This window comes from Streptomyces griseochromogenes, from assembly GCF_001542625.1.
Taxonomy (GTDB): Bacteria; Actinomycetota; Actinomycetes; order Streptomycetales; family Streptomycetaceae; genus Streptomyces; species Streptomyces griseochromogenes.
The window spans coordinates 8,928,420-8,949,074 of the sequence record NZ_CP016279.1 but is presented as its reverse complement, the minus strand read 5'-3'; the positions used below and the strand labels follow the sequence as shown (position 1 = coordinate 8,949,074).

The following is a 20,655-nucleotide window of genomic DNA, read 5'->3' as shown; positions in this document are numbered from 1 at the left end:
CCCTCGCAGAATGAGCCCCGCATGAACAACAAGCCGAGTACCGGCCGTCGACGCCGGGTCAAAGACCGCCGTCGGCCCGGCCGCCTCGGGCTGCAGACCCTGGCCGCTCTGCTCGCCGTCGCCTCGGCGGTCGCGGGCTTCCTGGTGCTGAACCACCAGGACGACACCACACCCGCCGCGTCCGCCAAGGACAGCCCCAAGACCTCTGCGACGAAGCCCGCCAAGGAACCCAAGTGGGACGGCAAGACGAAGATCCTCGGTGACGGCTCCACCTCCTACACCGGGCCCCAGAAGGGGGAGCTGAAGCCCGAGCCGCTCAAACCCGGTGAGAAGCCGCCCCAGTTCGTCGTCTTCTCCTGGGACGGCGGGCTGGAGGGCAGTGACCATCTCTTCTCGCACTACCGGGAGATGGCCAAGGAGTACAAGGCCCACATGACCTTCTTCCTCACCGGCATCTATCTGCTGCCCAAGAGCAAGAAGGCCCAGTACCACGGCCCGATGCACTCCCCGGGCGACGCCGCGATCGACTACGCCACCGACGACCACATACGCACCACGCTGGGGCAGCTGCGCGAGGCCTACAACGACGGCAACGAGATCGGCACCCACTTCAACGGCCACTTCTGCGGCAAGAAGGGCGGCGGCGACTGGAGCGTCGAGGAGTGGAAGAGCGAGATCGACCAGTTCTACGACTTCGTGGAGCACTGGAAGACCAACACCGGATTCAAGGACATTCCGGCGCTGCCCTTCGACTTCAAGAAAGAGGTCACCGGCGGCCGCGCGCCCTGCCTGGAGGGCCAGCCGAACCTGCTGAAGGCCATCAAGGGCTACGGCTGGCGCTACGACGCCAGTTCACCGGGCGACTTCCAGATATGGCCGGCGAAGAAGAACGGCATCTGGGACTTTCCGCTGCAGATGCTGCCGTACGAGAACGGCAAGTACCAGGGCCTGTCCATGGACTTCAACTTCCTCTACAACCAGTCCGACGGCGAGACCAAGGGCGATCCGGCCAAGTACCCCGAGTGGGAGCAGCAGACCGTCGACTCGTACATGGCCGGCTTCAACCGGGTGTACTACGGCAGCCGGGCGCCGCTGTTCATCGGCAACCACTTCGAGGACTGGAACGGCGGCATCTACATGAAGTCCATCGACCAGGTCGTCAAGAACGTGTGCACGAAGAAGGGCGTCAAGTGCGTCTCCTTCAAGGAACTGACCGACTGGCTCGATGTACAGAAGCCCGCGACCCTGGAGCGGCTGCGCGCCCTCGATCCGGCCCAGTCGCCCGATTGGTCCGCAGTCGTCAAGTGACGTCGGCGGGGCGTCGGTTCCACTTGTGCAACCCCCTTCACAACAGCCACACATGTCATGCGAAGATGCCCTCCCCCGGTAGGTGTACCGGTGTAGAGGGGAACATCATTGAAATCTAGAAAACTGAGCCGTAAGAGGCGTCGCGCCGGCATAGTCACGGTGGCCGCCGCCTCTGTCGTCGCCGGAGTCGCCCTGGTGCCCAACTGGAGCGCGGGCGCGGCGGTCGTCGACGACCCGACGGTGGACGCCGCGACCAAGGCGACCTTCCAGAAGCTGGCCGACGCGGTCTTCACCGACCGCACCGACGCCCTGGTGGACGGGGGCGGCGGGAAGCGGGCCACGTCCGGTTTCTCCGGCGACGTCAAGCTGTCCGCGTCGCAGTCCCGCCAGGAGAGCTCGGCGCTGACCGAACTGCACGGCCGTAAGTCCCGCCTCGCCAAGCTGGGCGAGAAGTACAGCGCCGGCAGCACCAAGGTCACGCTGGACGCGACGCGGGTGACCGGCCGCACCGCCAAGGCGGACGTCACCGAGACCACGACGCTGACCTACAAGAAGGTCAGGGGCAAGGAGCCGAAGACCACCGGCTTCCAGGCCCACCACGAGCTGACCTTCAGGGCCGACCAGCAGGGCAACTGGCAGCTGACCGACGTCCGGGACACCGACAACGGCTACATCGCGGTGAACCAGGTGGCCAAGCAGCCGCCCGTCTCCGTGAAGGCCAGCCCCGCCGACGACGCCCCGCCCGAGGCGCTCCGCGCCGCCACCAGGTGGCCCGCGCCGGCGAGCCCGAAGAACACCACCACCGGCGCCTACGACTACAAGGCCATGGTGGCGTACGCGACCAGGTACTGGAACAACTACAACCCCGACTACCCCGACTACAACGGGCAGGGAGCCGGCGGCGACTGCACCAACTTCGTCAGCCAGACCCTGAAGGCGGGCGGCTGGAAGCACGTACCCGGCTACACGAACGACTTCCACAAGTGGTTCGGCAACGCCGACATCCAGTCGGACTCGTTCGTCGGCGTCAACGAGTTCTCCTGGTTCGCCCTGTCCTCCAAGCGCGTCACCGGCCTCGCCAACGTCTACCAGCTGGACATCGGTGACGTGCTCCAGATGGACTTCAACAGGGACGGGTCCAAGGACCACTCCATGATCGTCACCTACCGCAGCCCGCAGGGCGTGCCGTACGTGACGTACCACTCCACCAACACCTACAACCGGTCGGTGGCGAGCCTCGTCGCGTCGTACCCCGGCGCGGCCTTCTACGCCTACCGCACCTGATGCCGCCGGTCCCGCCGCCCCTATGACGCGTCGGGGTGGCGGGCCCGCCAGTACGGGTTGTCGTGCGGGAGGGTCGAGCCGACCCTTCCGTACATCCCGAAGACCATCAGCAGCAGGCCGACCACGAAGCTGAACAGAACGTTCTGGATCTTGAAGGCCAGGAAGTTGTACTTCGAGTCGAGCAGCGACAGGTTCAGGAATCCGCTGAGCAGGAACAGGATCCCCAGGGTCATGTTCAGCGTCGAGGCGAAGTTCCCGCCGATCACCATGCCGACGAGCAGCAGCAGCCCCACGCAGATCGACAGGACGCTGAGCGTTCCGTTCGTGTTCAGGCCGACGACGGTGTTCCCACCGGTGTCGAAGAAGCCGATGTGGTCGACGACGCCGAAGATGCCGAAGACGACCAGGAACGCGCCCATCACGCCCGCCCCGATCCGGTAGACCGTGTTCAGGCGGTGGTCGACGGGCAGATGATCGTCGAGCCGGATCCGCCGCCGCGTCTCCTGGTGCACTGAATGTGTGGCCATATCCGCCTCCTTACGTGTGCCAGCGGAGGCCATACGTATGTCCCAATATCCGCCCGGGACGCACCGGCGGCAAACGGCTCAGTGGACGCCGCCGCGCTCCTCGCGGATCTGTGCCACCACCCGGGCCGCCGTCCGCCGCACGGCCTCGGTCTCGGTCAGAAAGTGCCAGTAGTCGGGGTGCCGGCCCTCCAGCGTGCCGGCCGCCCGCTCCAGCCGGGCCACCGCGTCGTCCAGCGGCCGCGCATGCCGCGGATCCGGGGCCGTACGCCCGGTCATGGCCAGCCGCTGGGCGTCCCGGATCGCGAACCGGGTCCGCTCGATCTCCTGCTGCGGGTCCTTCTGCACCGTGTTCAGCCGGTTCAGCCGGTCACCGGCGGCCGACACCGCCTCGTCGGTGCTGTTCAGCAGGGCCCGCACGGTCGACAGCAGTGAAGTGGCGTCCGCCCAGCGCTGGGCGTCCCGGGCGGTCCGGGCCTCGCGCAGCTTCAGCTCGGCCTGCCGTACGTTCTCCGTGGCCTGCGCGGGCACCTGCTGCAGATCCTGCCAGCAGGCGGCCGCGAACCGCCGCCGCAGCTCGCTCAGCACCGGGTCGACCTGGCCCGCCCGGGTCGTCAGCGCCTGCGCGCGGGTACGCAGGCTCACCAGCCGGTGATCGATCTCGGCCGCCTTCTGAGGCAGCCGCTCGGCCTCCGCCCGGATCGCCGCGGCCTCCCGCTGCACCCGCTCGGCCCGCTCCAGCGTCTGCGCCACGCCGTGCCGGCCGGCGCCCTGGTTCAGCTTCGTCAGCTCGGGGGAGAGGGCGGCGAGGCGCGCGGCGAGATCCTCGGCCGCGAGGCCCGTCTGCCGCGCCGCGTCCAGGGCGTTGCTCGCGCCCAGCAGCGCCTGCCGGGCCCGCTCCACGGCGGGGGCGACCCGGGCGAGCTGCGTCTCGGCCTTGCCGAGCAGCGGCGCCAGCGAGCTGCCGAAACGGTCCAGCTCCTGCCTGACCCGGACCAGTTCGTCCTTGGCCGCGGTCAACTCGCCGCGCGCGCGGGCGGCAGCCCCGGCCTCCAGATCGTCCCGGTCGAGGTCATGGGCGTCGACGGCCTGGATGTACTGCCGGCTGACCTCGTCGATCCGCCGGCCCAGCGCCTCGAAGTCGGCGACCGCGCGCCGGGCGGCGGGGGAGTCGTCGACCGCCGTGATGGTCTCGACGGAGATCCTGAGGTCGCGCTGAGCGGTGTCGAGTTCGTAGAACGCGGCGGCCGCCGCGTCCTTCGCGGCCTGCGCCTCGGCCCGCAGGCCCTCCGACCGTCCGCCGAACCAGCGCCGGGTGCCACCGCCGGCGAACGCGGCGGGCAGCGCCAGCGCGGCCAGCACCGGCAGGATCATCAGGGTGAGGGTGTCACGGACCGGACCGGAGGCCCCTCGGGGTGTCGCCGTCACATCCCTCTCCCGTGCTGTGGTTCGCCCTGCGTGCAGTCATTCTCCCACCTGTACAGGACGAACACACGAGCCGGTCAGTTCGCCGTGCGCACCGTCACATTCCCTTCCGAGGAGTGGGCGGACACGGCGTGCGCGCTCCTGCCGTCGCGGGGCACCGACACGGACACCGCCCCGTCGTCGGCCCCCGTCCTGAGGTGATAGGCGGCCCGGGGCAGCGCGACGGTCACGTCCCCGTCGTCACTGTCGGCGTCCACCCGGTCGGGCACGGCGCTCAGTTCGAGGTGCACCGACCCTTCGCTGCTGGTGGTCCGCACCCGTCGCGAGGAGGCCTCGGCGCGCACCGACCCGTCGTCGGAGTCCAGGTTCAGCGGCCCGTCGGAGTCGGTGACGTGCACATCTCCTTCGCTCGTGGTGACGGCCAGCGGATCCGTGAAGCCGTGCGCCCGTACGTCGCCGTTCGCGTTGTCGACCTTGACGGAGATCCCGCGCGGCACCTCGATCCGGTGCCGGGCCGAGCAGTCGGCGACGAACCCCGAGCAGTGCACCCGCAGCACCAGCCGGTCGTCGTTGAAGGACCAGCTCACCTTGGGACCGCTGCCGACCATCACGGACCCCTGGAACCACCGGGTCACCTCGACGGTGCCGGCCTTGTTCCCCTTGGCGGCGACCACCTCCAGCTCCGAGTTGTCCGAGTCGACCGTGAGGGTACGGCCGTGCAGCGCGAAGGACCGGTGGTCCGGGTGCTTGTCGTCGCCCGCGGAGGCGCCACAGCCACTGACGCCGGCGACGAGTGCGCCGACGAGCAGCCCGGCGGCGACCGGGCGGACGGGAACGGGAAGGGTCATGCGGGAAATCCCCCTGAGATCGGTCTGTGGAGACCGTAAATGATCTACGCCCGCGGACGTGATCCGGCCTGCTCCCGGACCGGGGGTGGGGATAACCCCCGCATGGGGGCGGGGCCGCCTGTTCGGGTTTGCGGTGCAGTGCCCCCGGCAAGGTAGGCTGTCGACTCGTCCTGGGTGCATGGTCCGGGCAACGGGTGCGTAGCTCAGGGGTAGAGCGCCTGCCTTACAAGCAGGATGTCGGCGGTTCGAAACCGTCCGCGCCCACCAGGAGAAGCGAAGCCCCCGACCGGTGCCGGTCGGGGGCTTTCGTGTCACGTCTTCTTCTCGGCCGTCTCCTCGTGGGCCTGCTTCAGCTTCATGCGGGCCCCGACCCGCTCCGCCGACGCGACCTCGGCCCAGAAGCGGTGGCCGCTGACGAACACCGCCAGCTCGTGTTCCCGCCGCCGCAGCTTCTCCACCTCGGCCTGCTCGTCCGCCGTCCAGCCGGGGGAGGCGGGCCGCTCCACCTTGCGCCAGCCGTTGTCGTCGTGGAAACCGTCCATCGGCTCGACCGACCAGGGCAGTCGCTTGAGCAGGGCCGACAGCTCGGCCCGGACCTGATGCAGCTCCTCCTGACCGGCGAGGAGGTCACTGGGGAATTCATAGGTCGTAGCCACGCGGCAATGCTACGCCTGTTCGATTTTGAGTGGCGAGTTCGGCTGTGGGGTTCACGCGAACGGGTGGGCCGGGCTTCGGTGCTGACGGGAAGGCCTGCTCCGCCGGTCCGGCCCCTCAGTCGGTCGGCAGGCCCGCCCGGGCCGCCAGGCCGCCCAGGGTCGTGAACAGCGCCTGTCGTTCGGGCTCGCCGAGGTGGGCGGTCAGTTCGGCGTCCAGGGCCCTGGCCTCGGTCGTGCAGGTGGCCAGAAGTTCGTGACCCCGGTCGGTGAGGGTGAGCACCTGGCGGCGGCGGTCCCGTGGGTCGCGCACCCGCCGCACCGCGTCGAGGGACTCCAGGTGGTCGGCGAGGGACACCACCAGGCTGGGGGCCACCCCGAGGCGGCCCGCGAGGTCCTGCTGCGAGGCGAACGCCCCCTGGCCGAGGGCGGTCAGCAGGCCCACGTGCTTGGGCTTGAGGCCGTGGCGCTCGATGCGCTCGGCGAAGCGGTCGCCGACGGCCGAGCCCAGTGTGCCGAGTCGGAACGTCAGCGTGCCCGGCAGTCCCGCGGAGCCCTTGACTTCATTCATGCCGGGGATGGTACCTTCCGAGTAATCATTCAGCATCAGAATGATTCTGGAAGTGACTGAATGTTCCGGAAGGGCTGGTGGTGGACATGTCCGTCTCGACCGCGCACATCGTGATCGGCCTGCTCAACGCGCTCGTCGCGCTCGTCTCGGGGGTTTCCGGCGTCGTCGGACTCGCCCGGCCCGCCTTGGGGCTCGCGGCGGGCGAGTCCGTCAACTCGGGGGTCGTCTTCTTCGCCCGCGCCTACGCCGTCCGGGCCGTCCCGCTCAGCCTGGTCGTGCTGGTGCTGCTCGCCGCGGGTTCCTGGGGCTCCCTCGGTCCCGTACTGATCGTCGCGGGCCTGGCGCAGCTGGGCGACGCCGCGATCGGCGCCGCCCGCCGCAACACCGGCACGCTGATCACCGCGGGCGCTCTCGCCGCGGTGCACCTGGTGTCGGCCCAGTGGCTGCTGGCCCACTGAGCCGACGGGGGGCTCAGTGGCCGGCGGCCCGCAGTTCGCCCACCAGGCGGGCCGTCACCGGCACCGGCACGCCGTGCCGGTCCGCCGCGCGCAGCAACGCGCCGCCGATGGCGTCGAGTTCGAGCGGACGGCCCGCCTCGGCGTCGCGCTGCATGGAGGACTTGGCGGAGGGCGGGAAGGCGTCGTACCGGGACAGGGCCTGGGCCGGGTCCGCGGGGGCGCCGCAGGCACGGCTGACCGCGGCGGTCTCGGCGACCAGGGATTCCAGTTCCTCGCGGTGCCGGGTGCGGGCTTCGCCGAGGGGGAGGCCGTAGCGGGTGGTGAGCAGGGCGAAGGGAGCGAGGAAGGCCATCTTCGCCCACAGGGCCGCCGTCTCGTCGCCGAGGACCCGGGTGGTCACGCCGGCGCCGGAGAGGACGGCGGCCAGGTCTTCGAGGCGGGTGCGGGGGACCGGGTCGCCCGTCAGGTCCATCTCCGTGAAGGGGCTGCCGTGTTCGATCACGCCCGGGGCGAGACGGGTGGACTCCACGCGGATCACGGCGGGGGCCACGCGGTCGCGGCCGTAGCGGGCGCGCAGGGCCGCGGGGTGTTCGACGCCGTTCAGGAGCGGTACGACGAGGGCGTCGCCGAGGGCGGCGGGCGGAACGCGGGTGAGGGCGGCGTCCAGGGCGGTGTGCTTGACGGCGATCAGGCAGGCGTCCACGGGCTCGCGCAGCTCGGTGTCCGCCTCGACGGGGGCCGTGAACTCGCCGAACTGACCGCTGCGGACCTGGATGCCGGTGCCGCGCAGGGTGTCGGCCGTGGCTTCCCGGGCCAGGCAGATGACGCGGTGGCCGGAGCGGGACAGGAGGGCGGCGAGGAGGCCGCCGGTGCCGCCGGGGCCCAGAACGGCGACGGTGTGCCGGGTGGTCATGAGGATGTTCCTCTCGTCGGTCGGCCCCGGGAATCGGTGGCCGCCTTCGGCGCGATCATCGCAGGGGCGGGCGGTGTGCGTGAGACTGGGGGCATGTGCCGGAGTATCAAGACGCTGCGTCCGCCCGTGCTGCCCGGTGAGGCCACCGACGACGACATCCGTGCCGCCGCGCTGCAGTACGTGCGGAAGGTCTCGGGGTTCCGGGCGCCCGCCGCCCACAACCGCGAGGTGTTCGACCGGGCCGTGGAGGCCGTCGCCCAGGCCACGGCCGAGCTGCTCGCGGACCTGGAGGTACGGGGCCGCTCCGGGCGCGCGGCGGAGCTGGACGCGTGAACGTCCCCTGAACGCACCCGAGACCGGCATGGCGGACAACTCGGGCCTGCCGGGCCGGGGTTGGTCCGGGCCGGGTTCGGGGTGTCGCCTCCCGGTCACTGCCCGGCGGGCATGATGAGGCGGACCGTCCGCTTCCTGTGCGCGGCCCGCTGAAGGCGGCCCTGGACGTGCTGCGCGACCTGCGCAACGGGAGGTGCTCGGCCCGCGCCTCGATGTGCGCGCCGAGCGCGGGGCGTGGGCGGCGCGCTCGCCGGACGCGCTGGGCTCGGCGGTCCGTGTGACGACTCTCATAGAGGCATGCCCTCCGGAACCCGATCTGCGGCGGACCGCGGACGACCTGCTCGCGGGACTGACGACCTGCTCGCCGGACTGCTGAGCGGCGGCGGCTGCCGGCCGCACACCGTGGGCGGTTACGAGACCGGAGGGCTGGATGTGACGCCGCGCCCCTATCGCCTGATCGACCGTCAAGACAGGCCGCACACACGGCGGTTCGCGTTCGGCGTGCCGACGGAAGGTGTGCGATGGGTGACCGCCGCGGGCGCCCGTCCAGGCGGGGATTCGGTCACGCTTTCGGACGTCGACGCGGTGGCGCGAGCCGTTCTACGTGCGGCCGCGGCCGAAGCGGAATCGCACGCGCAGGCGGAAGCATGGCCAGATGTTGAACTTGCAAGCACTGATTAGGTGCGCCTAACCTGGGTCTCTCATTCGGTACCGCCGCCCCCACGACCGGCCCGGCACCGCTGTGTCCGGCCCTGCCGGACGGCCCGGCCGGGCCGACACCGAAGAGGAGAAATCCCCCCATGACCGCTCGTCTCAACTCCGCTCAGCCGTACGCCATCGGACTCTTCCGCATCGTCATCGGCCTGCTCTTCGCCGTGCACGGCGCCGCCTCGCTCTTCGGTGTCCTCGGCGGCGCCATGGGCACCAACGGCGGCACGATCCCGTCCGGCACCTGGCCCGGCTGGTACGCGGCCGTGATCCAGCTGGTCGCCGGCGGCCTCGTCCTGCTCGGCCTCGGCACCCGCGCTGCCGCGCTGGTCGCCTCGGGCTCGATGGCCTACGCGTACTTCGACGTCCACCAGAAGGCCGCCCTGTGGCCCATCCAGAACGGTGGCGAGCTGTCGGCGCTCTTCAGCTGGGCGTTCCTGCTGCTGGTCTTCACCGGTTCCGGCGCCTTCGGCGTGGACCGCCTCTTCGCCCGGCGCACGGCGGCGACGCCGCAGTCGGCCGCGGACCGGGCCCCGATAGCGGCCTGACCGATCCGCCACGCGACGGCGCCCCTCCCCTGCTGTGCGGGGAGGGGCGCCGTCGTGCAGGGCCCCTCGCGCCAAGGTCACGGACACCGCCCGGACAGGCAACGATGTGATCACTCTCGGTGGAACACAGGTGCCCCCCACGAACCTTCTGTCACACCCCCGGCGTACGCTGTATGGCTGTCATCGGGGGAACAACGGGGGAATCACGGGGGAGATGTCGTGTTGGAGAGCGTGGGGTCACTGGCGGGTGGTCCATGGATCTACGCCGTGGTGGCCCTGTCGGTGCTGCTCGATGTGTTCGTGCCGGTGCTGCCGAGCGGAGTGCTCGTCATCACGGCGGCCACGGCCGCGGCGGCGGGTTCCGGTGCGGCGAGCGGGCGGTTCCCGCACGGTGTGCCGGACATCCTCGTCCTGACCCTCTCGGCCGCGACCGCCTCGGTCCTCGGTGACCTGGTGGCCTATCGCCTGGCCTGGCGGGGCGGGGAGCGACTGGACCGCGCGATCGCCCGGTCCCGCCGCCTGACCACCGCGCAGGAACGTCTCAGCGAGGCGCTGTCCCGAGGCGGCGGCGCCCTGGTCGTCCTGGCGCGCTTCGCCCCGGCCGGCCGCTCGGTCGTCTCCCTGTGCGCGGGCGCCGCACACCGCCGCGCCCGCGACTTCGTGCCCTGGTCCGCCCTGGCGGGCCTGGCCTGGGCCGCCTACAGCGTCGCCCTCGGCTACTTCGGCGCCCGCTGGCTGGGCGCCACCTGGCTGGCCACGGCCGTGTCGGTGGCGGCACTGTTCGGGGCGGGTGCCGCGGCGGGCTTCCTGATGCGCCGCAGGCCGGCGTAGCGGCCGCGCGGCGGGGCCGACCGGGCCGGGGTGTGCGCTCGGCCGGAAGTTGTCCAAGCTGCCTCCGGGGCCCCGTCGTGCATTTCAGGCGGCGGGTGGTGTGGGGGCACTGTCTGGTCGGGGCGTCCGGAGGGGTCGTGCTCGCGGTGGGGTTTCTGATGCGGTGCGGGCTGGTGTAGTCGCTGCGCGGCGGAGCCGGGTGGGCCGTGGCTCGGACGCGAACCGGCGTGCGTGTTCGGCCGGAAGCGGTTCAAGTTGCCTCCGGGGCCCCGTCGTGCATTTCAGGCGGCGGGTGGTGCCGGGTCGCTGTCTGGTCGGGGCGTCCGGGGACGGTCGTCGGGCTCGCGGTGGGTTCCTGATGCGGGGCGGGCCGGGGTGTGTGCTCGGCCGGGTGTTCTTCGAGTCGCCTGGGCGGTCCCGCCGCGCATCTCACGCGGCGGGCCGCGCCTGGCGGCCGTCATGCCCGCGGCGCGAAGGTCGCGGCGGACGCGGTGCTGCCGGCGGCCCGGCGGCAGCCCGCTCCCGGGGGTGAACGGCCGGTCCCGCCACGCCGAGGAGGCCGCCGCGGCCGGGTCCGGCCGGCGCCGTGCCCCGGGGGCACCGACGGCGGGCCGCTCAGGGACGGCCCGGCGGCGTCGTCAGCAGTGCGCCAGGTCGTTCGTCAGCGCGGTCTTCTCCGCGGAGTCGACCGAGAGGTTGTAGTAGTACTTCACCTGGACCCAGGCGCGGACGTACGTGCAGAGGTACGCGGAGCGGGACGGGACCCAGGTGGCCGGGTCCTGGTCGCCCTTGGCCTGGTTCACGTTGTCGGTGACCGCGAGGAGCTGGGGGCGGGTGACGTCGTTGGCGAAGGCCTGGCGCTGGGCGGTGGTCCACTTGCTCGCCCCGGAGTCCCAGGCCTCGGCGAGCGGCACGAGGTGGTCGATGTCGACGTCGGAGGGCGAGGTCCAGGTGGCGCCGTCGTACGGGGAGTACCAGCTGCCGCTGGTGGCGGTGCAGGCGGAGTTGGTGACGACGTTCGAGCCGTCCCGCTTGAGGATCCACTCGCGGGTGTTGCAGGTGCCCGAGATGGTGATCCAGGTCGGGAACTTGTCGCGGCTGTAGCCGGTGCGGTTCTCGGTGGCCACGGTGAGCTGGGCGAGGTAGCCGCGGGCGGTGGCGCCGCTGACCGGGGTGGGCAGGGCGGCGGAGGCGCTCGGGGAGTTGAACAGGGCGGCGGAGGCTATCAGGGCAGTGGCGCCGGCGAGTACGCTCAGGTGTCGACGCGCGTAGAACTTCGGCATGCTAACTCCCTTGTGGGGTGGGGGTGTTGGGCGCGAGCCAGGGAATGCTCGCGGCGCGGTATTGCGGTGAAGTGAGCGTTCGGTAAGAACTTAGTGACGTGCTCATGACACGACAAGCTCCGCAGCGGAACCTTCACGTCCCGTACACTGGAGCGCGCAGAAGGGGAGTAGCTCTTCGCCGGACCGTCGACATACTGCTCAGCCAGCCTGAGCCGGCGCCCGGAGGCGGATTCCGCGAGGACCGCCCAGCGAGACCTTCGGCAAGCAGTGCACGCCCGTGCCCCAAGGCGCGGGTGACGAGTGTGCTGCCGTGCCGAGGTGTCTCATGTGAGGTGCAGCACTCTCGGCGGGGCAGCCCGACCGATTGAGGACCCTTGATCAGCATCACCGTGACGGCGCTCGTCTTCGGCGTCGTCTTCCTCGCCGAAGTGCCGGACAAGACCGCGCTCGCCGGCCTCGTCCTCGGCACCCGCTACCGCGCCTCGTACGTCTTCGCGGGCGTCGCCGCCGCCTTCCTGCTGCATGTCGTGCTCGCCGTCGCGGCCGGCAGCGTGCTGACCCTGCTGCCGCAGCGGATCGTGCACGCGATCACCGGTGTCCTCTTCCTCGGCGGCGCCGCCGTGCTGCTGATGAAGAGGGACGACGGCGAAGAGGAGATCAGGAAGCCCGCCGACCAGTCCTTCTGGAAGGTCGCGGGTACGGGCTTCATGCTCATCCTCGTCGCCGAGTTCGGTGACCTCACCCAGATCATGACCGCCAACCTCGCCGCCCGTTACGACGACCCGGTCTCCGTCGGTCTCGGCGCGGTCCTCGCTCTGTGGGCGGTGGCCGGACTCGGCATCGTCGGCGGAAAGGCGCTGATGAAGCGGGTGCCGCTGCGGCTGATCACGCAGATCGCGGCCCTGCTGATGCTGGGGCTCGGGGTGTGGAGCCTGTATGAGGCGGCGGCGGCCTGAGCTGAACGGACGGTGAATCCTCGCGACGGGTGGTGGCGGGATCGGGACAGGTTTTGTACCGTGGAGGAACAAAGTGGCTCCCGCCCGTTTTCCCTGACCGGCGGGCGGGGCCGCCTTGTCCCGTTCCTCGCTTACTGGAGCTGCCGATGCCGGCCACCGTCCTCACCGCCCGCGCCCTCCTGCTCGACATGGACGGCACCCTCGTCAACTCGGATGCCGTGGTCGAGCGCGTCTGGCGGCGCTGGGCCGGACGGCACGCGCTGGACGGCGACGAGGTGATGAAGGTCGTCCACGGGCGGCAGGGACACGCCTCGATGGCGGTGCTGCTGCCCGACCGGCCCCTGGAGCAGAACCTCGCCGACAACGCCCGCATGCTCGCCGATGAGACCGCCGACATGGACGGCGTGGTCGAGGTGCCCGGCGCCGCGGCCTTCCTCGACTCTCTGAAGGGCGTTCCGCACGCCCTGGTGACCTCCGCGGACGTCGCACTGTCCACCGCGCGGATGACCGCCGCCGGGCTGGCGCTCCCCGAGGTGCGGATCACGGCCGAGTCGGTCGGCGCGAGCAAGCCCGACCCCGAGGGGTTTCTGAAGGGTGCCGCCGAGCTGGGGGTCGATCCGGCGGACTGTGTCGTCCTCGAGGACTCCGGCGTGGGCATCGCGGCCGGCCGCGCCGCGGGGATGACGGTCGTGGGCGTCGGGCCGCGGGCCGGGGCGCACGGGCCGGACGCCGTAGTGCGAGACCTCACGCAGGTGAGGGTCGAGGCCCTGGCGGACGGGTCGGTACGGCTGCACCTGGGCTGAGGCCGGTTCCCGCGCCGGGCGGCTTCACACGGCCGCACCCGCCGCTCACGGATCCGACGTCTCCGACTCCAGGCTCGCCCGGGTGGCCGGGCCGTACACACCCGGGTCGTCCTCGGTGATGTCACGGGACCACTGGTAGCTGCGGACCGCGTCCTCCACGGAGCCGGTGTAGACGCCGTTGGCCGAGTCGTCGTAGAGGTCCACCTGCTGCAGACGGAGCTGGAGTTCGGCGACCTGCGGGCCGTGGTCGCCGCGCCGCAGCACGGGAGGCGCGGTGGGGACCGCGTTCGGGGTGCGGGTGACGGGCGCCGTCGGGGTCGCTGAGGCCGGGGCGGAGGCGCTGCGGGACGCCGTGGGGGCCGGGGGTGAGGCCGGGGCGGTGCGGGACGGGCTCGGGCGCGACGACGGGGACAGGGACGGAGTGGCCGGGCGCGGTGAGGCGGCCGCCGGGGGCGGTGCGGGCGCCGACGAGGTGCCCGGTGACGTCACCTCCGGGACGCTCTCCCGTACCTCCTGGGACGCCGCGGCCCGGTCCCGCGAGGGCGTCCGGTACGAGAACAGACCGCTCGCCAGCCCGGCCGCCGCCACGACGGCGACCCCCGCGCCGGCGACGGACAGCAGGACCGTACGGCGCGAGCGGCGCCGGGGCCCCCGCGGCGGTGCCCCGCCGGGCCCGGGCTCGTGCGGTGGCTCCTCGTCGAAGAGGCGCAGGTCGGTGGTGTTCGGGCCGGGCAGCGGGCGCAGCGGCAGGGTGGCCTCGACGGCCGGAATCGGACGGGTCTCCTGCGCGGCGGGTCCGTCCGGGGCTCCGACGGGTTCGTCCGGGGCTCCGGCGACCTCGACGTACGGCCGTATGCGCAGCGGGTCGAAGTCCTCCGCGGCGGCCGCCTGAGTCGTACGCGCCTCGCGCAGGGCATCCGCCGCGCGCCGGGTGCAGTCGCAGGACGGGGTGTTGTCCGCCGCCCTCGGCGCCCCGCACTCCGGGCAGGTGTGGCCCCTCGGTTCCGTCACGCGTTCGCCCCTCCCCTCGGGAACTCCCGAGTTTATGCAGACTCCCTCCACATCCACCGAACCGGAACACGCCGCAAACCGGCCACACAGGGGCCTCAACAGGCCATAAACGGCAACACCACCCAGGATGGAAGGGCGCATCTGAGCCCCGGGAGGTCTTCATGGCCCTGGACACGCACGGCACGGCGAGCGGTCGGAAGGTCGACGAGCAGGTCTCCGGCAATGTGCTCGTCTCGATCGGCGCCCTGCTGCTGGGTCTGCTGCTGGCGGCGCTCGACCAGACCATCGTGTCGACCGCGCTGCCGACCATCGTCAGCGACCTCGGCGGCCTGGAGCACCTGTCCTGGGTCGTCACCGCCTATCTGCTGGCCTCCACCGCCGCGACCCCGCTGTGGGGCAAGCTCGGCGACCAGTACGGACGCAAGAAGCTGTTCCAGACCGCGATCGTCATCTTCCTGATCGGCTCCGCGCTGTGCGGGATGGCGCAGAACATGCCGCAGCTCATCGGCTACCGGGCGCTGCAGGGCCTGGGCGGCGGCGGGCTGATGGTGCTGTCGATGGCGATCGTCGGCGACATCGTGCCGCCGCGCGAACGCGGCCGCTACCAGGGGCTGTTCGGTGCCGTGTTCGGCGCGACCAGTGTGCTCGGGCCGCTGCTCGGCGGGCTGCTCACCGAGCATCTGAGCTGGCGCTGGGTGTTCTACGTCAATCTGCCCGTCGGTGTCGTCGCGCTCGCCGTGATCGCCACCGCCCTGCGCATTCCGCGCCGGGCCGCCCACCATGTCATCGACTACCTCGGCACCTTCCTGATCGCCGCGGTCGCCACCTGCCTGGTGCTTCTCGCCTCGCTCGGCGGGACGACCTGGGCGTGGGGCTCGCCGCAGATCATCGGGCTCGCCGTACTGGGCGTCGTCCTCGCCGTCCTGTTCGTCGCCGTGGAGCGCCGGGCCGCCGAACCGGTCCTGCCGCTCAAGCTGTTCGGCATCCGCACCTTCAGCCTCGCCGCCGTCATCAGCTTCATCGTCGGCTTCGCCATGTTCGGCGCGATGACCTATCTGCCGACCTTCCTCCAGGTCGTGCACGGCATCTCGCCGACCCTGTCCGGGGTGCACATGCTGCCGATGGTGATCGGCCTGCTGCTGTCCTCGACCGTCTCCGGGCAGATCGTCAGCCGCACCGGCCGCTGGAAGGTCTTCCCGGTCACGGGCACCGCCGTCACCGCCGTCGGACTTCTCCTGCTGCACCGGCTGGACGAGCACAGCTCCACAGCCGTGATGAGCGTCTACTTCTTCGTCTTCGGCCTGGGCCTCGGCCTGGTCATGCAGGTCCTCGTCCTCATCGTGCAGAACGCGGTGTCCTACGAGGATCTGGGCGTCGCCACCTCCGGCGCCACCTTCTTCCGCTCCATCGGCGCGTCCTTCGGCGTCGCCATCTTCGGCACCGTCTTCGCGAGTCGCCTCGGCGACAAGCTCGCCGATGCCTTCCGCGGAGGGCGTCTGCCGCCCGGCGTCACGGCCGACGCCCTCAAGTCGGACCCGCGCGGCATCGCCGCCCTGCCGGCCGCCCTGCGCCCGGCGGCCCTGCACGCGTACGCCTCCGCCATCACCGACGTGTTCCTGTACGCCGCCCCGGTCGCCGCCCTCGGCTTCGTCCTCGCCTGGTTCCTGAAGGAGGACCGGCTGCGCGGCTCGGTCACCGCACCCGACGTGTCCGAGACGATCCCGCCGAACCCGGTGCAACGCTCCTCCTACGACGAGGTGTGCCGCGCGCTGTCCGTGCTCGGCACCCGCGAGGGGCGCCGCGAGGTCTACCGGGACCTCACCCGACGGGCCGGGTACGACCTGCTGCCCGCCGCCGGCTGGATGCTGCTGCGCATCCGCAAGTACGGCTCGGTGGAACCGGGGCAGCTCGCCGAGCGCACCGACGTCCCGTTGCAGAACATCCTCGCCGCCGAACGCCAGATCGAGGAGCGGCACCTGGTCGAGCGCTGCGGCCTGGACCTGACGCTCACCGAGTCCGGCCGTGAGGCCGCCGAACGGCTCGCCAGGGCCCGCGAGGACTCCCTCTCCGAGCTGCTCGGCGACTGGTGGCAGCCGCGCCGCAGCACCGACCTGGTCAAGCTGGTGCGGGAACTCACGGGCGAGCTGTGCGGTTCGGAGAGCGAGCGGCCGGACGGCGGGACGGTCACGAAGGTCGGGTGACGGCCGCCGACAGCTCCTTGCGGAACCAGTGTTCGGCGTACCTGTCGTCGTTGTGGGGCCCCGTCTCCAGGTAGCCCAGGCGGGCGTACAGGGCGCGGGCCTCCACCAGGTCGCCGCGGGTGTCGAGGATCAGCCACCGGGCTCCCAGAGCGAGGGCGGCCTCCTCGGCGGCGGCGACCAGGAACGCCGCCCCGCCCCGGCCGCGCATCGACTCGTGCACGAACACCCGGGTGAGCTCGGCCGTGTCCGGGCCGAGCAGCCGTACACCCGCCGAGCCGGCCGGCTCGCCGTCGTACCGGGCGATCAGCAACTGTCCCGCAGGCGGCGCGAGTTCCGCACCGGTCTGGGCCGCGATCTCCCGCTCCAGCTCGTCCGGATCGGTGCGGTGTCCCTCGTGCAGCAGGTACCAGCGGTCGCTGACCTCCGTGTAGTACGCCCGCCAGAGCGTGGCGGCGGCCGGGGAGTCGTACGCTTCCGGGGCGATCGTCCAGGTCATGCCGGCCATTCTCGGGCGCGGCCGCGGGCTCTCCGCAAGCGAATTCGGGCGACCTCCGGGGAGCCCGGCACCGGTGTCCGCACGAGACTGTCTGCCGTGAACCGAACCGACCGTCTCTACGCCCTGGTCGAGGAGCTGCGCGCCGCCGCGCCCCGGCCCCGCAGCGCCCGCGCGCTGGCCCGGCGCTTCGAGGTCAGCGTCCGTACCGTCGAGCGGGACCTGGCGGCGTTGCAGCAGTCCGGGGTGCCGATCCACGCCGAGCCGGGCCGCAGCGGCGGGTACGTCCTGGACAAGGAGCGCACCCTGCCGCCGCTGGCCATCACCCCGGCCGAGGCGACCGCCCTGGCCGTCGGGCTGCACGCGCTCGCCGGGACGCCGTTCGCGGCCGACGCGCGCAGCGCCCTGCACAAGGTGCTGGCCGTGATGCCCGGCCGGGAGCGGCGGGCGGCTTTGGAGCTGGCCGGGCGGGTCGGGCTGCTCGTACCGGCCGCGCGCCCCGCGCGGCCGGCCGGGCCGGTGGTGCCCGCCGCGCTGCGCGAGGCGCTGTCGGCGGGGAGGGTGCTGCGCCTGGAGTACGTCGACGCGGCGGGCGCCGTCACCGCCCGGGAGGTCGAGCCGCTCGCGTTCCTGGGCGGTGCGGAGCACTGGTACCTGGCCGCCTGGTGCCGGCTGCGCCAGGCACCCCGCGGCTTCCGCCTCGACCGCGTCCGCGCCGTCACGGCCCTGGACGAGCGGGCCCCGCACCGCCCCGTCGACCTGGCCGCGCTCGACACGCTGGGCTCGGACGTGGTGCCCCTCGCCGAGCTGGGGATGTGACGGCAATCACCGACAGAGGGGTGTCGCGGACGGGGCGGAGGCTGGTGCCCGTTCCGATCGGTGACGACTTCGGACGACCTTCAGACGATCTCCAACGGAGGCACCAGCCATGACCACGACACCCCTGACGACCGGCGCCCTCATCCCCGCCACCGGCAGCGCCCTCTTCGACCGCTGGACCGCCCTGTGGAACGGCGACTTCCATGATCCGGAGGCCTTCCTCGCTCCCGGTTTCCGTATCCGCTTCGGCAACGACCCCGAGGGTGCGGCCACCGACGAGATCCACGGCCCGGCCGGCATCGTCGCCTACATCTCCGACTTCCGTGTGCGAAAGCCCGGGTACCGGTTCGTCGTCGACGGGACCCCGCTGGTGGACGGCGGGCTGGGGCAGGCCGCGTGCCGCTGGTACGTGACGCGGCCGGACGGCGGCGAACTGAGTGGCATCGACCTGATCGAGGTGGCGGACGGACGCATCGCGACCGTCTGGTCGGTGACCGGACTGCGCCGTTTCACCCACTGACATCCGTTTTGCGGCTCGCCTTCCGGGTCACCCTGAGCGAAGGGAGAACCGGTGCCCGAAGGAGGCCTGAGCATGCCACAGGACAGGGACGTCGAGGCGGACGACTCGATGCCGGAGGACGGGCTCGGGGTGCCCTCCCCGGGCGAGGTCTCCGGGCGGGAGGCGCGGACGACGGAAGGCCCGGCGGCGGACGCCTGGCCTTCCGCGCCCGGCTGGGCCCCGCCCGGGCCCACCGGAGAGGCCGGCGGCATTCCGCGTGCCCCGCTGCTCCCGCCCGAGGAGGCTCGGCGGTGGGAGGCGCGGCTGGGACGGACGGCCGCCGGGTTCCAGGACGCGCCGCGGGCCGCCGTCGAGGAGGCCGACCGGGCCCTGGAGGAGATCGCCGCGCGCTTCGGCGAGGCCGTGACACGGCGCCGCCGCACCCTGCGCATGTCCTGGCAGAAGGGTGACGACACCGACACCGAACACCTGCGTCTGGCCCTGCGCGACTACCGGGAACTGGCCGGACGCCTGCTACACCTCTGACTCGGGCGCATCCCCGGCGGCAGCCCTGCGCTCCCGCCACTCCCGTACGACCTCCTCGACGTCGTACGGCTTCTTGCCCAGCGGCGGGCCGGGCGGCGGCTTGAACATCATGTCGCGGATCTTCACGTTGATCTCGGTGATGATCTTCCGGACGATCCGCTCCGAGGGCGCCGTACGAGCCGCCGCGAGCGCGTCCTCGGCCTCCTTGCGCAGCGCCAGTGCCGGCGGCAGCACCGACAGTCCCTCGCGGGCCATCTTCCGCTTGATCCACCACAGTTCGTCATAGGTGGAGTCGATCCCCTCGGGCAGCGGCTCGCCCGCGCCCGGCAGCCGGTCGAACTCACCTCGCCGCTGCGCGTCACGGATCTGATGGTCGACCCAGGACTCGAACGGGAGGCCCGGTGGCTTTCGCTCGGTCATGAACCCATTGTGCCGGACGCGGCCCGGCCGGGCGTTTTATCATTCGGCGGCGGTGCGGCAAACCGGCGTGCCGCACAAGGACGTTCCGCTCGAGGACGTCCCGGACGTCGTAGACGCTGCAGGGGGAAACGTACGTGCTCGAACTGACCATGGCCACCGTCTCCGGGGCCGACGCGGGCGCCACGGCCGGCATGACGATGGCCGACGCGCCCAGCGAGCCGGGCGCCGTGCTGCGCGTGGGCCGGGACGCGGCCGTGTGCCGGCTGGTCACACCCGAGGACTGGCTGTTCGTCTCCCGGGTGCACCTGGAGTTCCTGTGCGGCCCCGAGGGCGGCTGGCAGCTGACCTGGCTGCGCGGCTCGCAGGCCGAGCCGTCCGCCGAAGTGCGGCTGATCGTCGGCGAGTACGCGCAGACCGTGACCTACGGCGGCTCGGTGGCGCTGCCGCGCGGCGGCTCGGGCGAGGTCGTCGTCCAGGACCGCAGCGCCCCGCGCAGCGTCAACGTGGGCTTCTTCCACGAGGTTTGAGCCCCCCGGGCAGGGCGCTCAGCCCAGCACGCGGGCCAGCGCGAGGCCGTCGTACCCCTTGCTGCCCACCGTCTGGAGTGCCGTGCCGCTCAGCCTCGGATGAGCGGCGATCAGTTCGATGGCGGAGCGGATGCCGACGATGTCGGGGTCGGCGCTTTCGGCGTCGACGACCCGGCCGCCGCGCACCACGTTGTCCAGGACGATGAGGCTGCCCGCCCGGGTGAGCCTGAGCGCCCACTCCACATAGTGCGGGTTGTTGGCCTTGTCGGCGTCGATGAAGACCAGGTCGAAGGGGGCCGGGTTCTCGTCGGCGAGCTTGGGCAGCGACTCCAGGGCCGGGCCCACCCGCACCTCCACGATCGTCTCCAGGCCCGCCCGGGCGATGTTGCGGGTGGCCACGTCGGCGTGCTTGGCGTCGTACTCCAGCGAGATCAGTCTGCCGTCGGCGGGCAGGGCGCGGCCCAGCCAGATCGTGCTGTACCCGCCGAGTGTGCCGATCTCCAGGATGTGCCTGGCCCCCTGGATCTCGGCGAGCATCTGCAGGAACTTGCCCTGGGTGGCCGTGACGGCGATGTGCGGCAGCCCGGCGGCCTCACTGTCGCGCAGGGCCGCCTGAAGCACTTCGTCGTCCGGAGTGAGGTGGCTGCTGAAGTAGAAGTCGACGTCGTCCCAGACCTGCGACCCGCTCATGCG

The 20,655-nt window shown here is 71.8% G+C and carries 23 protein-coding genes, 1 tRNA gene and 2 pseudogenes; 15 read left to right on the top strand and 11 right to left on the bottom strand.

The genetic code is table 11. The features are described 5' to 3' along the window. The first annotated feature begins 21 nt into the window (after positions 1-21). Positions 22-1,308: a polysaccharide deacetylase family protein gene (locus AVL59_RS38945; RefSeq protein WP_067314017.1), complete on the top strand. Its 1,287-nt coding sequence runs from the start codon at positions 22-24 to the stop codon at positions 1,306-1,308. A gap of 159 nt (positions 1,309-1,467) precedes the next feature. Continuing rightward, a complete protein-coding gene (locus AVL59_RS38940; RefSeq protein WP_067314015.1) occupies positions 1,468-2,592 on the top strand; it encodes an amidase domain-containing protein in 1,125 nt (374 codons plus the stop codon). 23 nt (positions 2,593-2,615) lie between these two features. Here the strand turns inward: AVL59_RS38940 and AVL59_RS38935 are convergent. The 3 genes and pseudogenes from AVL59_RS38935 to AVL59_RS38925 all read right to left on the bottom strand — a co-directional run. Further along, a pseudogene (locus AVL59_RS38935) lies at positions 2,616-3,119 on the bottom strand (DUF4383 domain-containing protein); the annotation flags it as partial. A gap of 78 nt (positions 3,120-3,197) precedes the next feature. After that, positions 3,198-4,490, bottom strand: a complete 1,293-nt coding sequence (locus AVL59_RS38930; protein ID WP_237281950.1) for a coiled-coil domain-containing protein — start codon at positions 4,488-4,490, stop codon at positions 3,198-3,200. A 128-nt stretch (positions 4,491-4,618) separates the two neighbouring features. Then, positions 4,619-5,389: a DUF4097 family beta strand repeat-containing protein gene (locus tag AVL59_RS38925; protein ID WP_067314007.1), complete on the bottom strand. Its 771-nt coding sequence runs from the start codon at positions 5,387-5,389 to the stop codon at positions 4,619-4,621. Between the two features lie 192 nt (positions 5,390-5,581). Between AVL59_RS38925 and AVL59_RS38920 the strand changes: the two genes are divergently transcribed. Next, positions 5,582-5,656: transfer RNA gene (locus tag AVL59_RS38920), tRNA-Val, on the top strand. Positions 5,657-5,700: 44 nt separating this feature from the next. Here the strand turns inward: AVL59_RS38920 and AVL59_RS38915 are convergent. Continuing rightward, positions 5,701-6,045 carry a hypothetical protein gene (locus AVL59_RS38915; protein ID WP_067314005.1) on the bottom strand — a complete coding sequence of 115 codons (345 nt, stop codon included), beginning with the start codon at positions 6,043-6,045 and terminating at the stop codon, positions 5,701-5,703. A 115-nt stretch (positions 6,046-6,160) separates the two neighbouring features. Then, positions 6,161-6,613 carry a MarR family winged helix-turn-helix transcriptional regulator gene (locus AVL59_RS38910; RefSeq protein ID WP_067314004.1) on the bottom strand — a complete coding sequence of 151 codons (453 nt, stop codon included), beginning with the start codon at positions 6,611-6,613 and terminating at the stop codon, positions 6,161-6,163. An 86-nt stretch (positions 6,614-6,699) separates the two neighbouring features. On the opposite strand from AVL59_RS38910, the gene AVL59_RS38905 reads away from it, so the two are divergent. After that, positions 6,700-7,071: a hypothetical protein gene (locus AVL59_RS38905; protein WP_159400190.1), complete on the top strand. Its 372-nt coding sequence runs from the start codon at positions 6,700-6,702 to the stop codon at positions 7,069-7,071. Between the two features lie 13 nt (positions 7,072-7,084). Here AVL59_RS38905 and AVL59_RS38900 read toward each other — a convergent pair whose 3' ends face one another. After that, positions 7,085-7,984, bottom strand: a complete 900-nt coding sequence (locus AVL59_RS38900; protein ID WP_067314000.1) for a ketopantoate reductase family protein — start codon at positions 7,982-7,984, stop codon at positions 7,085-7,087. Between the two features lie 93 nt (positions 7,985-8,077). Here AVL59_RS38900 and AVL59_RS38895 point away from each other — a divergent pair, with 93 nt between their 5' ends. From AVL59_RS38895 to AVL59_RS38880, 4 genes and pseudogenes are all read left to right on the top strand, one after another. After that, positions 8,078-8,317: a DUF2277 domain-containing protein gene (locus tag AVL59_RS38895; RefSeq protein ID WP_067318269.1), complete on the top strand. Its 240-nt coding sequence runs from the start codon at positions 8,078-8,080 to the stop codon at positions 8,315-8,317. 190 nt (positions 8,318-8,507) lie between these two features. Then, positions 8,508-8,998, top strand: a pseudogene (locus tag AVL59_RS49915) (FAD/NAD(P)-binding protein); the annotation flags it as partial. Between the two features lie 119 nt (positions 8,999-9,117). Then, entirely contained in the window at positions 9,118-9,573 is a 456-nt protein-coding gene (locus AVL59_RS38885; protein ID WP_067313997.1) for a DoxX family protein, read from the top strand. A gap of 219 nt (positions 9,574-9,792) precedes the next feature. Further along, positions 9,793-10,404: a DedA family protein gene (locus tag AVL59_RS38880; RefSeq protein WP_067313995.1), complete on the top strand. Its 612-nt coding sequence runs from the start codon at positions 9,793-9,795 to the stop codon at positions 10,402-10,404. 638 nt (positions 10,405-11,042) lie between these two features. On the opposite strand, the gene AVL59_RS38875 is transcribed toward AVL59_RS38880, so the two are convergent. Beyond that, positions 11,043-11,687 carry an HNH endonuclease family protein gene (locus AVL59_RS38875; protein ID WP_067313993.1) on the bottom strand — a complete coding sequence of 215 codons (645 nt, stop codon included), beginning with the start codon at positions 11,685-11,687 and terminating at the stop codon, positions 11,043-11,045. A 374-nt stretch (positions 11,688-12,061) separates the two neighbouring features. Here AVL59_RS38875 and AVL59_RS38870 point away from each other — a divergent pair, with 374 nt between their 5' ends. Both AVL59_RS38870 and AVL59_RS38865 read left to right on the top strand, forming a co-directional pair. Continuing rightward, on the top strand, positions 12,062-12,643 hold the full coding sequence (locus AVL59_RS38870) for a TMEM165/GDT1 family protein (RefSeq protein ID WP_067313992.1): 582 nt from the start codon (positions 12,062-12,064) through the stop codon (positions 12,641-12,643). A 146-nt stretch (positions 12,644-12,789) separates the two neighbouring features. Continuing rightward, positions 12,790-13,446, top strand: coding sequence for an HAD family hydrolase (locus tag AVL59_RS38865; RefSeq protein WP_067313990.1), 657 nt, complete (start codon positions 12,790-12,792; stop codon positions 13,444-13,446). A 45-nt stretch (positions 13,447-13,491) separates the two neighbouring features. Here AVL59_RS38865 and AVL59_RS38860 read toward each other — a convergent pair whose 3' ends face one another. Further along, the gene (locus AVL59_RS38860) at positions 13,492-14,457 is read right to left on the bottom strand and encodes a peptidoglycan-binding domain-containing protein (RefSeq protein WP_067313988.1); all 966 of its coding nucleotides are present in this window, start codon (positions 14,455-14,457) and stop codon (positions 13,492-13,494) included. A 161-nt stretch (positions 14,458-14,618) separates the two neighbouring features. Here AVL59_RS38860 and AVL59_RS38855 point away from each other — a divergent pair, with 161 nt between their 5' ends. Next, entirely contained in the window at positions 14,619-16,658 is a 2,040-nt protein-coding gene (locus AVL59_RS38855; protein WP_067313986.1) for an MFS transporter, read from the top strand. On the opposite strand, the gene AVL59_RS38850 is transcribed toward AVL59_RS38855, so the two are convergent. Next, positions 16,642-17,154 carry a GNAT family N-acetyltransferase gene (locus AVL59_RS38850; RefSeq protein ID WP_208870523.1) on the bottom strand — a complete coding sequence of 171 codons (513 nt, stop codon included), beginning with the start codon at positions 17,152-17,154 and terminating at the stop codon, positions 16,642-16,644. The genes AVL59_RS38855 and AVL59_RS38850 overlap by 17 nt on opposite strands. A gap of 96 nt (positions 17,155-17,250) precedes the next feature. Between AVL59_RS38850 and AVL59_RS38845 the strand changes: the two genes are divergently transcribed. The 3 genes from AVL59_RS38845 to AVL59_RS56205 all read left to right on the top strand — a co-directional run bounded on the left by AVL59_RS38845 (position 17,251) and on the right by AVL59_RS56205 (position 19,015). Then, positions 17,251-17,970: a helix-turn-helix transcriptional regulator gene (locus AVL59_RS38845; protein WP_067313984.1), complete on the top strand. Its 720-nt coding sequence runs from the start codon at positions 17,251-17,253 to the stop codon at positions 17,968-17,970. Positions 17,971-18,079: 109 nt separating this feature from the next. After that, positions 18,080-18,490 (top strand): nuclear transport factor 2 family protein, encoded by a 411-nt coding sequence (locus tag AVL59_RS38840; protein ID WP_067313983.1) that lies wholly within the window; start codon positions 18,080-18,082, stop codon positions 18,488-18,490. 72 nt (positions 18,491-18,562) lie between these two features. After that, complete coding sequence (locus AVL59_RS56205; RefSeq protein WP_308281806.1) at positions 18,563-19,015, top strand: hypothetical protein; 453 nt, start codon at positions 18,563-18,565, stop codon at positions 19,013-19,015. Here the strand turns inward: AVL59_RS56205 and AVL59_RS38830 are convergent. Continuing rightward, positions 19,004-19,435 (bottom strand): DnaJ family domain-containing protein, encoded by a 432-nt coding sequence (locus tag AVL59_RS38830; protein ID WP_067313982.1) that lies wholly within the window; start codon positions 19,433-19,435, stop codon positions 19,004-19,006. The two genes, AVL59_RS56205 and AVL59_RS38830, sit on opposite strands and share 12 nt — an antisense overlap. A gap of 134 nt (positions 19,436-19,569) precedes the next feature. Between AVL59_RS38830 and AVL59_RS38825 the strand changes: the two genes are divergently transcribed. After that, positions 19,570-19,962, top strand: coding sequence for a hypothetical protein (locus AVL59_RS38825; RefSeq protein ID WP_067313981.1), 393 nt, complete (start codon positions 19,570-19,572; stop codon positions 19,960-19,962). Between the two features lie 18 nt (positions 19,963-19,980). Here AVL59_RS38825 and AVL59_RS38820 read toward each other — a convergent pair whose 3' ends face one another. Then, positions 19,981-20,652 carry an O-methyltransferase gene (locus AVL59_RS38820; protein ID WP_067313976.1) on the bottom strand — a complete coding sequence of 224 codons (672 nt, stop codon included), beginning with the start codon at positions 20,650-20,652 and terminating at the stop codon, positions 19,981-19,983. Positions 20,653-20,655 lie beyond the last annotated feature (3 nt).

Excerpts from the sequence above, each read along its gene's own strand:
- AVL59_RS38855 (WP_067313986.1), top strand. The coding sequence starts at position 14,619 with ATGGCCCTGGACACGCACGGCACGGCGAGCGGTCGGAAGGTCGACGAG.
- AVL59_RS38820 (WP_067313976.1), bottom strand. The coding sequence starts at position 20,652 with ATGAGCGGGTCGCAGGTCTGGGACGACGTCGACTTCTACTTCAGCAGC.
- AVL59_RS38885 (WP_067313997.1), top strand. The coding sequence starts at position 9,118 with ATGACCGCTCGTCTCAACTCCGCTCAGCCGTACGCCATCGGACTCTTC.
- AVL59_RS38840 (WP_067313983.1), top strand. The coding sequence starts at position 18,080 with ATGACCACGACACCCCTGACGACCGGCGCCCTCATCCCCGCCACCGGC.
- AVL59_RS38900 (WP_067314000.1), bottom strand. The coding sequence starts at position 7,984 with ATGACCACCCGGCACACCGTCGCCGTTCTGGGCCCCGGCGGCACCGGC.
- AVL59_RS38875 (WP_067313993.1), bottom strand. The coding sequence starts at position 11,687 with ATGCCGAAGTTCTACGCGCGTCGACACCTGAGCGTACTCGCCGGCGCC.
- AVL59_RS38830 (WP_067313982.1), bottom strand. The coding sequence starts at position 19,435 with ATGACCGAGCGAAAGCCACCGGGCCTCCCGTTCGAGTCCTGGGTCGAC.
- AVL59_RS38945 (WP_067314017.1), top strand. The coding sequence starts at position 22 with ATGAACAACAAGCCGAGTACCGGCCGTCGACGCCGGGTCAAAGACCGC.
- AVL59_RS38905 (WP_159400190.1), top strand. The coding sequence starts at position 6,700 with ATGTCCGTCTCGACCGCGCACATCGTGATCGGCCTGCTCAACGCGCTC.
- AVL59_RS38850 (WP_208870523.1), bottom strand. The coding sequence starts at position 17,154 with ATGACCTGGACGATCGCCCCGGAAGCGTACGACTCCCCGGCCGCCGCC.
- AVL59_RS38895 (WP_067318269.1), top strand. The coding sequence starts at position 8,078 with ATGTGCCGGAGTATCAAGACGCTGCGTCCGCCCGTGCTGCCCGGTGAG.
- AVL59_RS38925 (WP_067314007.1), bottom strand. The coding sequence starts at position 5,389 with ATGACCCTTCCCGTTCCCGTCCGCCCGGTCGCCGCCGGGCTGCTCGTC.
- AVL59_RS56205 (WP_308281806.1), top strand. The coding sequence starts at position 18,563 with ATGCCACAGGACAGGGACGTCGAGGCGGACGACTCGATGCCGGAGGAC.
- AVL59_RS38865 (WP_067313990.1), top strand. The coding sequence starts at position 12,790 with ATGCCGGCCACCGTCCTCACCGCCCGCGCCCTCCTGCTCGACATGGAC.
- AVL59_RS38930 (WP_237281950.1), bottom strand. The coding sequence starts at position 4,490 with ATGATCCTGCCGGTGCTGGCCGCGCTGGCGCTGCCCGCCGCGTTCGCC.
- AVL59_RS38910 (WP_067314004.1), bottom strand. The coding sequence starts at position 6,613 with ATGAATGAAGTCAAGGGCTCCGCGGGACTGCCGGGCACGCTGACGTTC.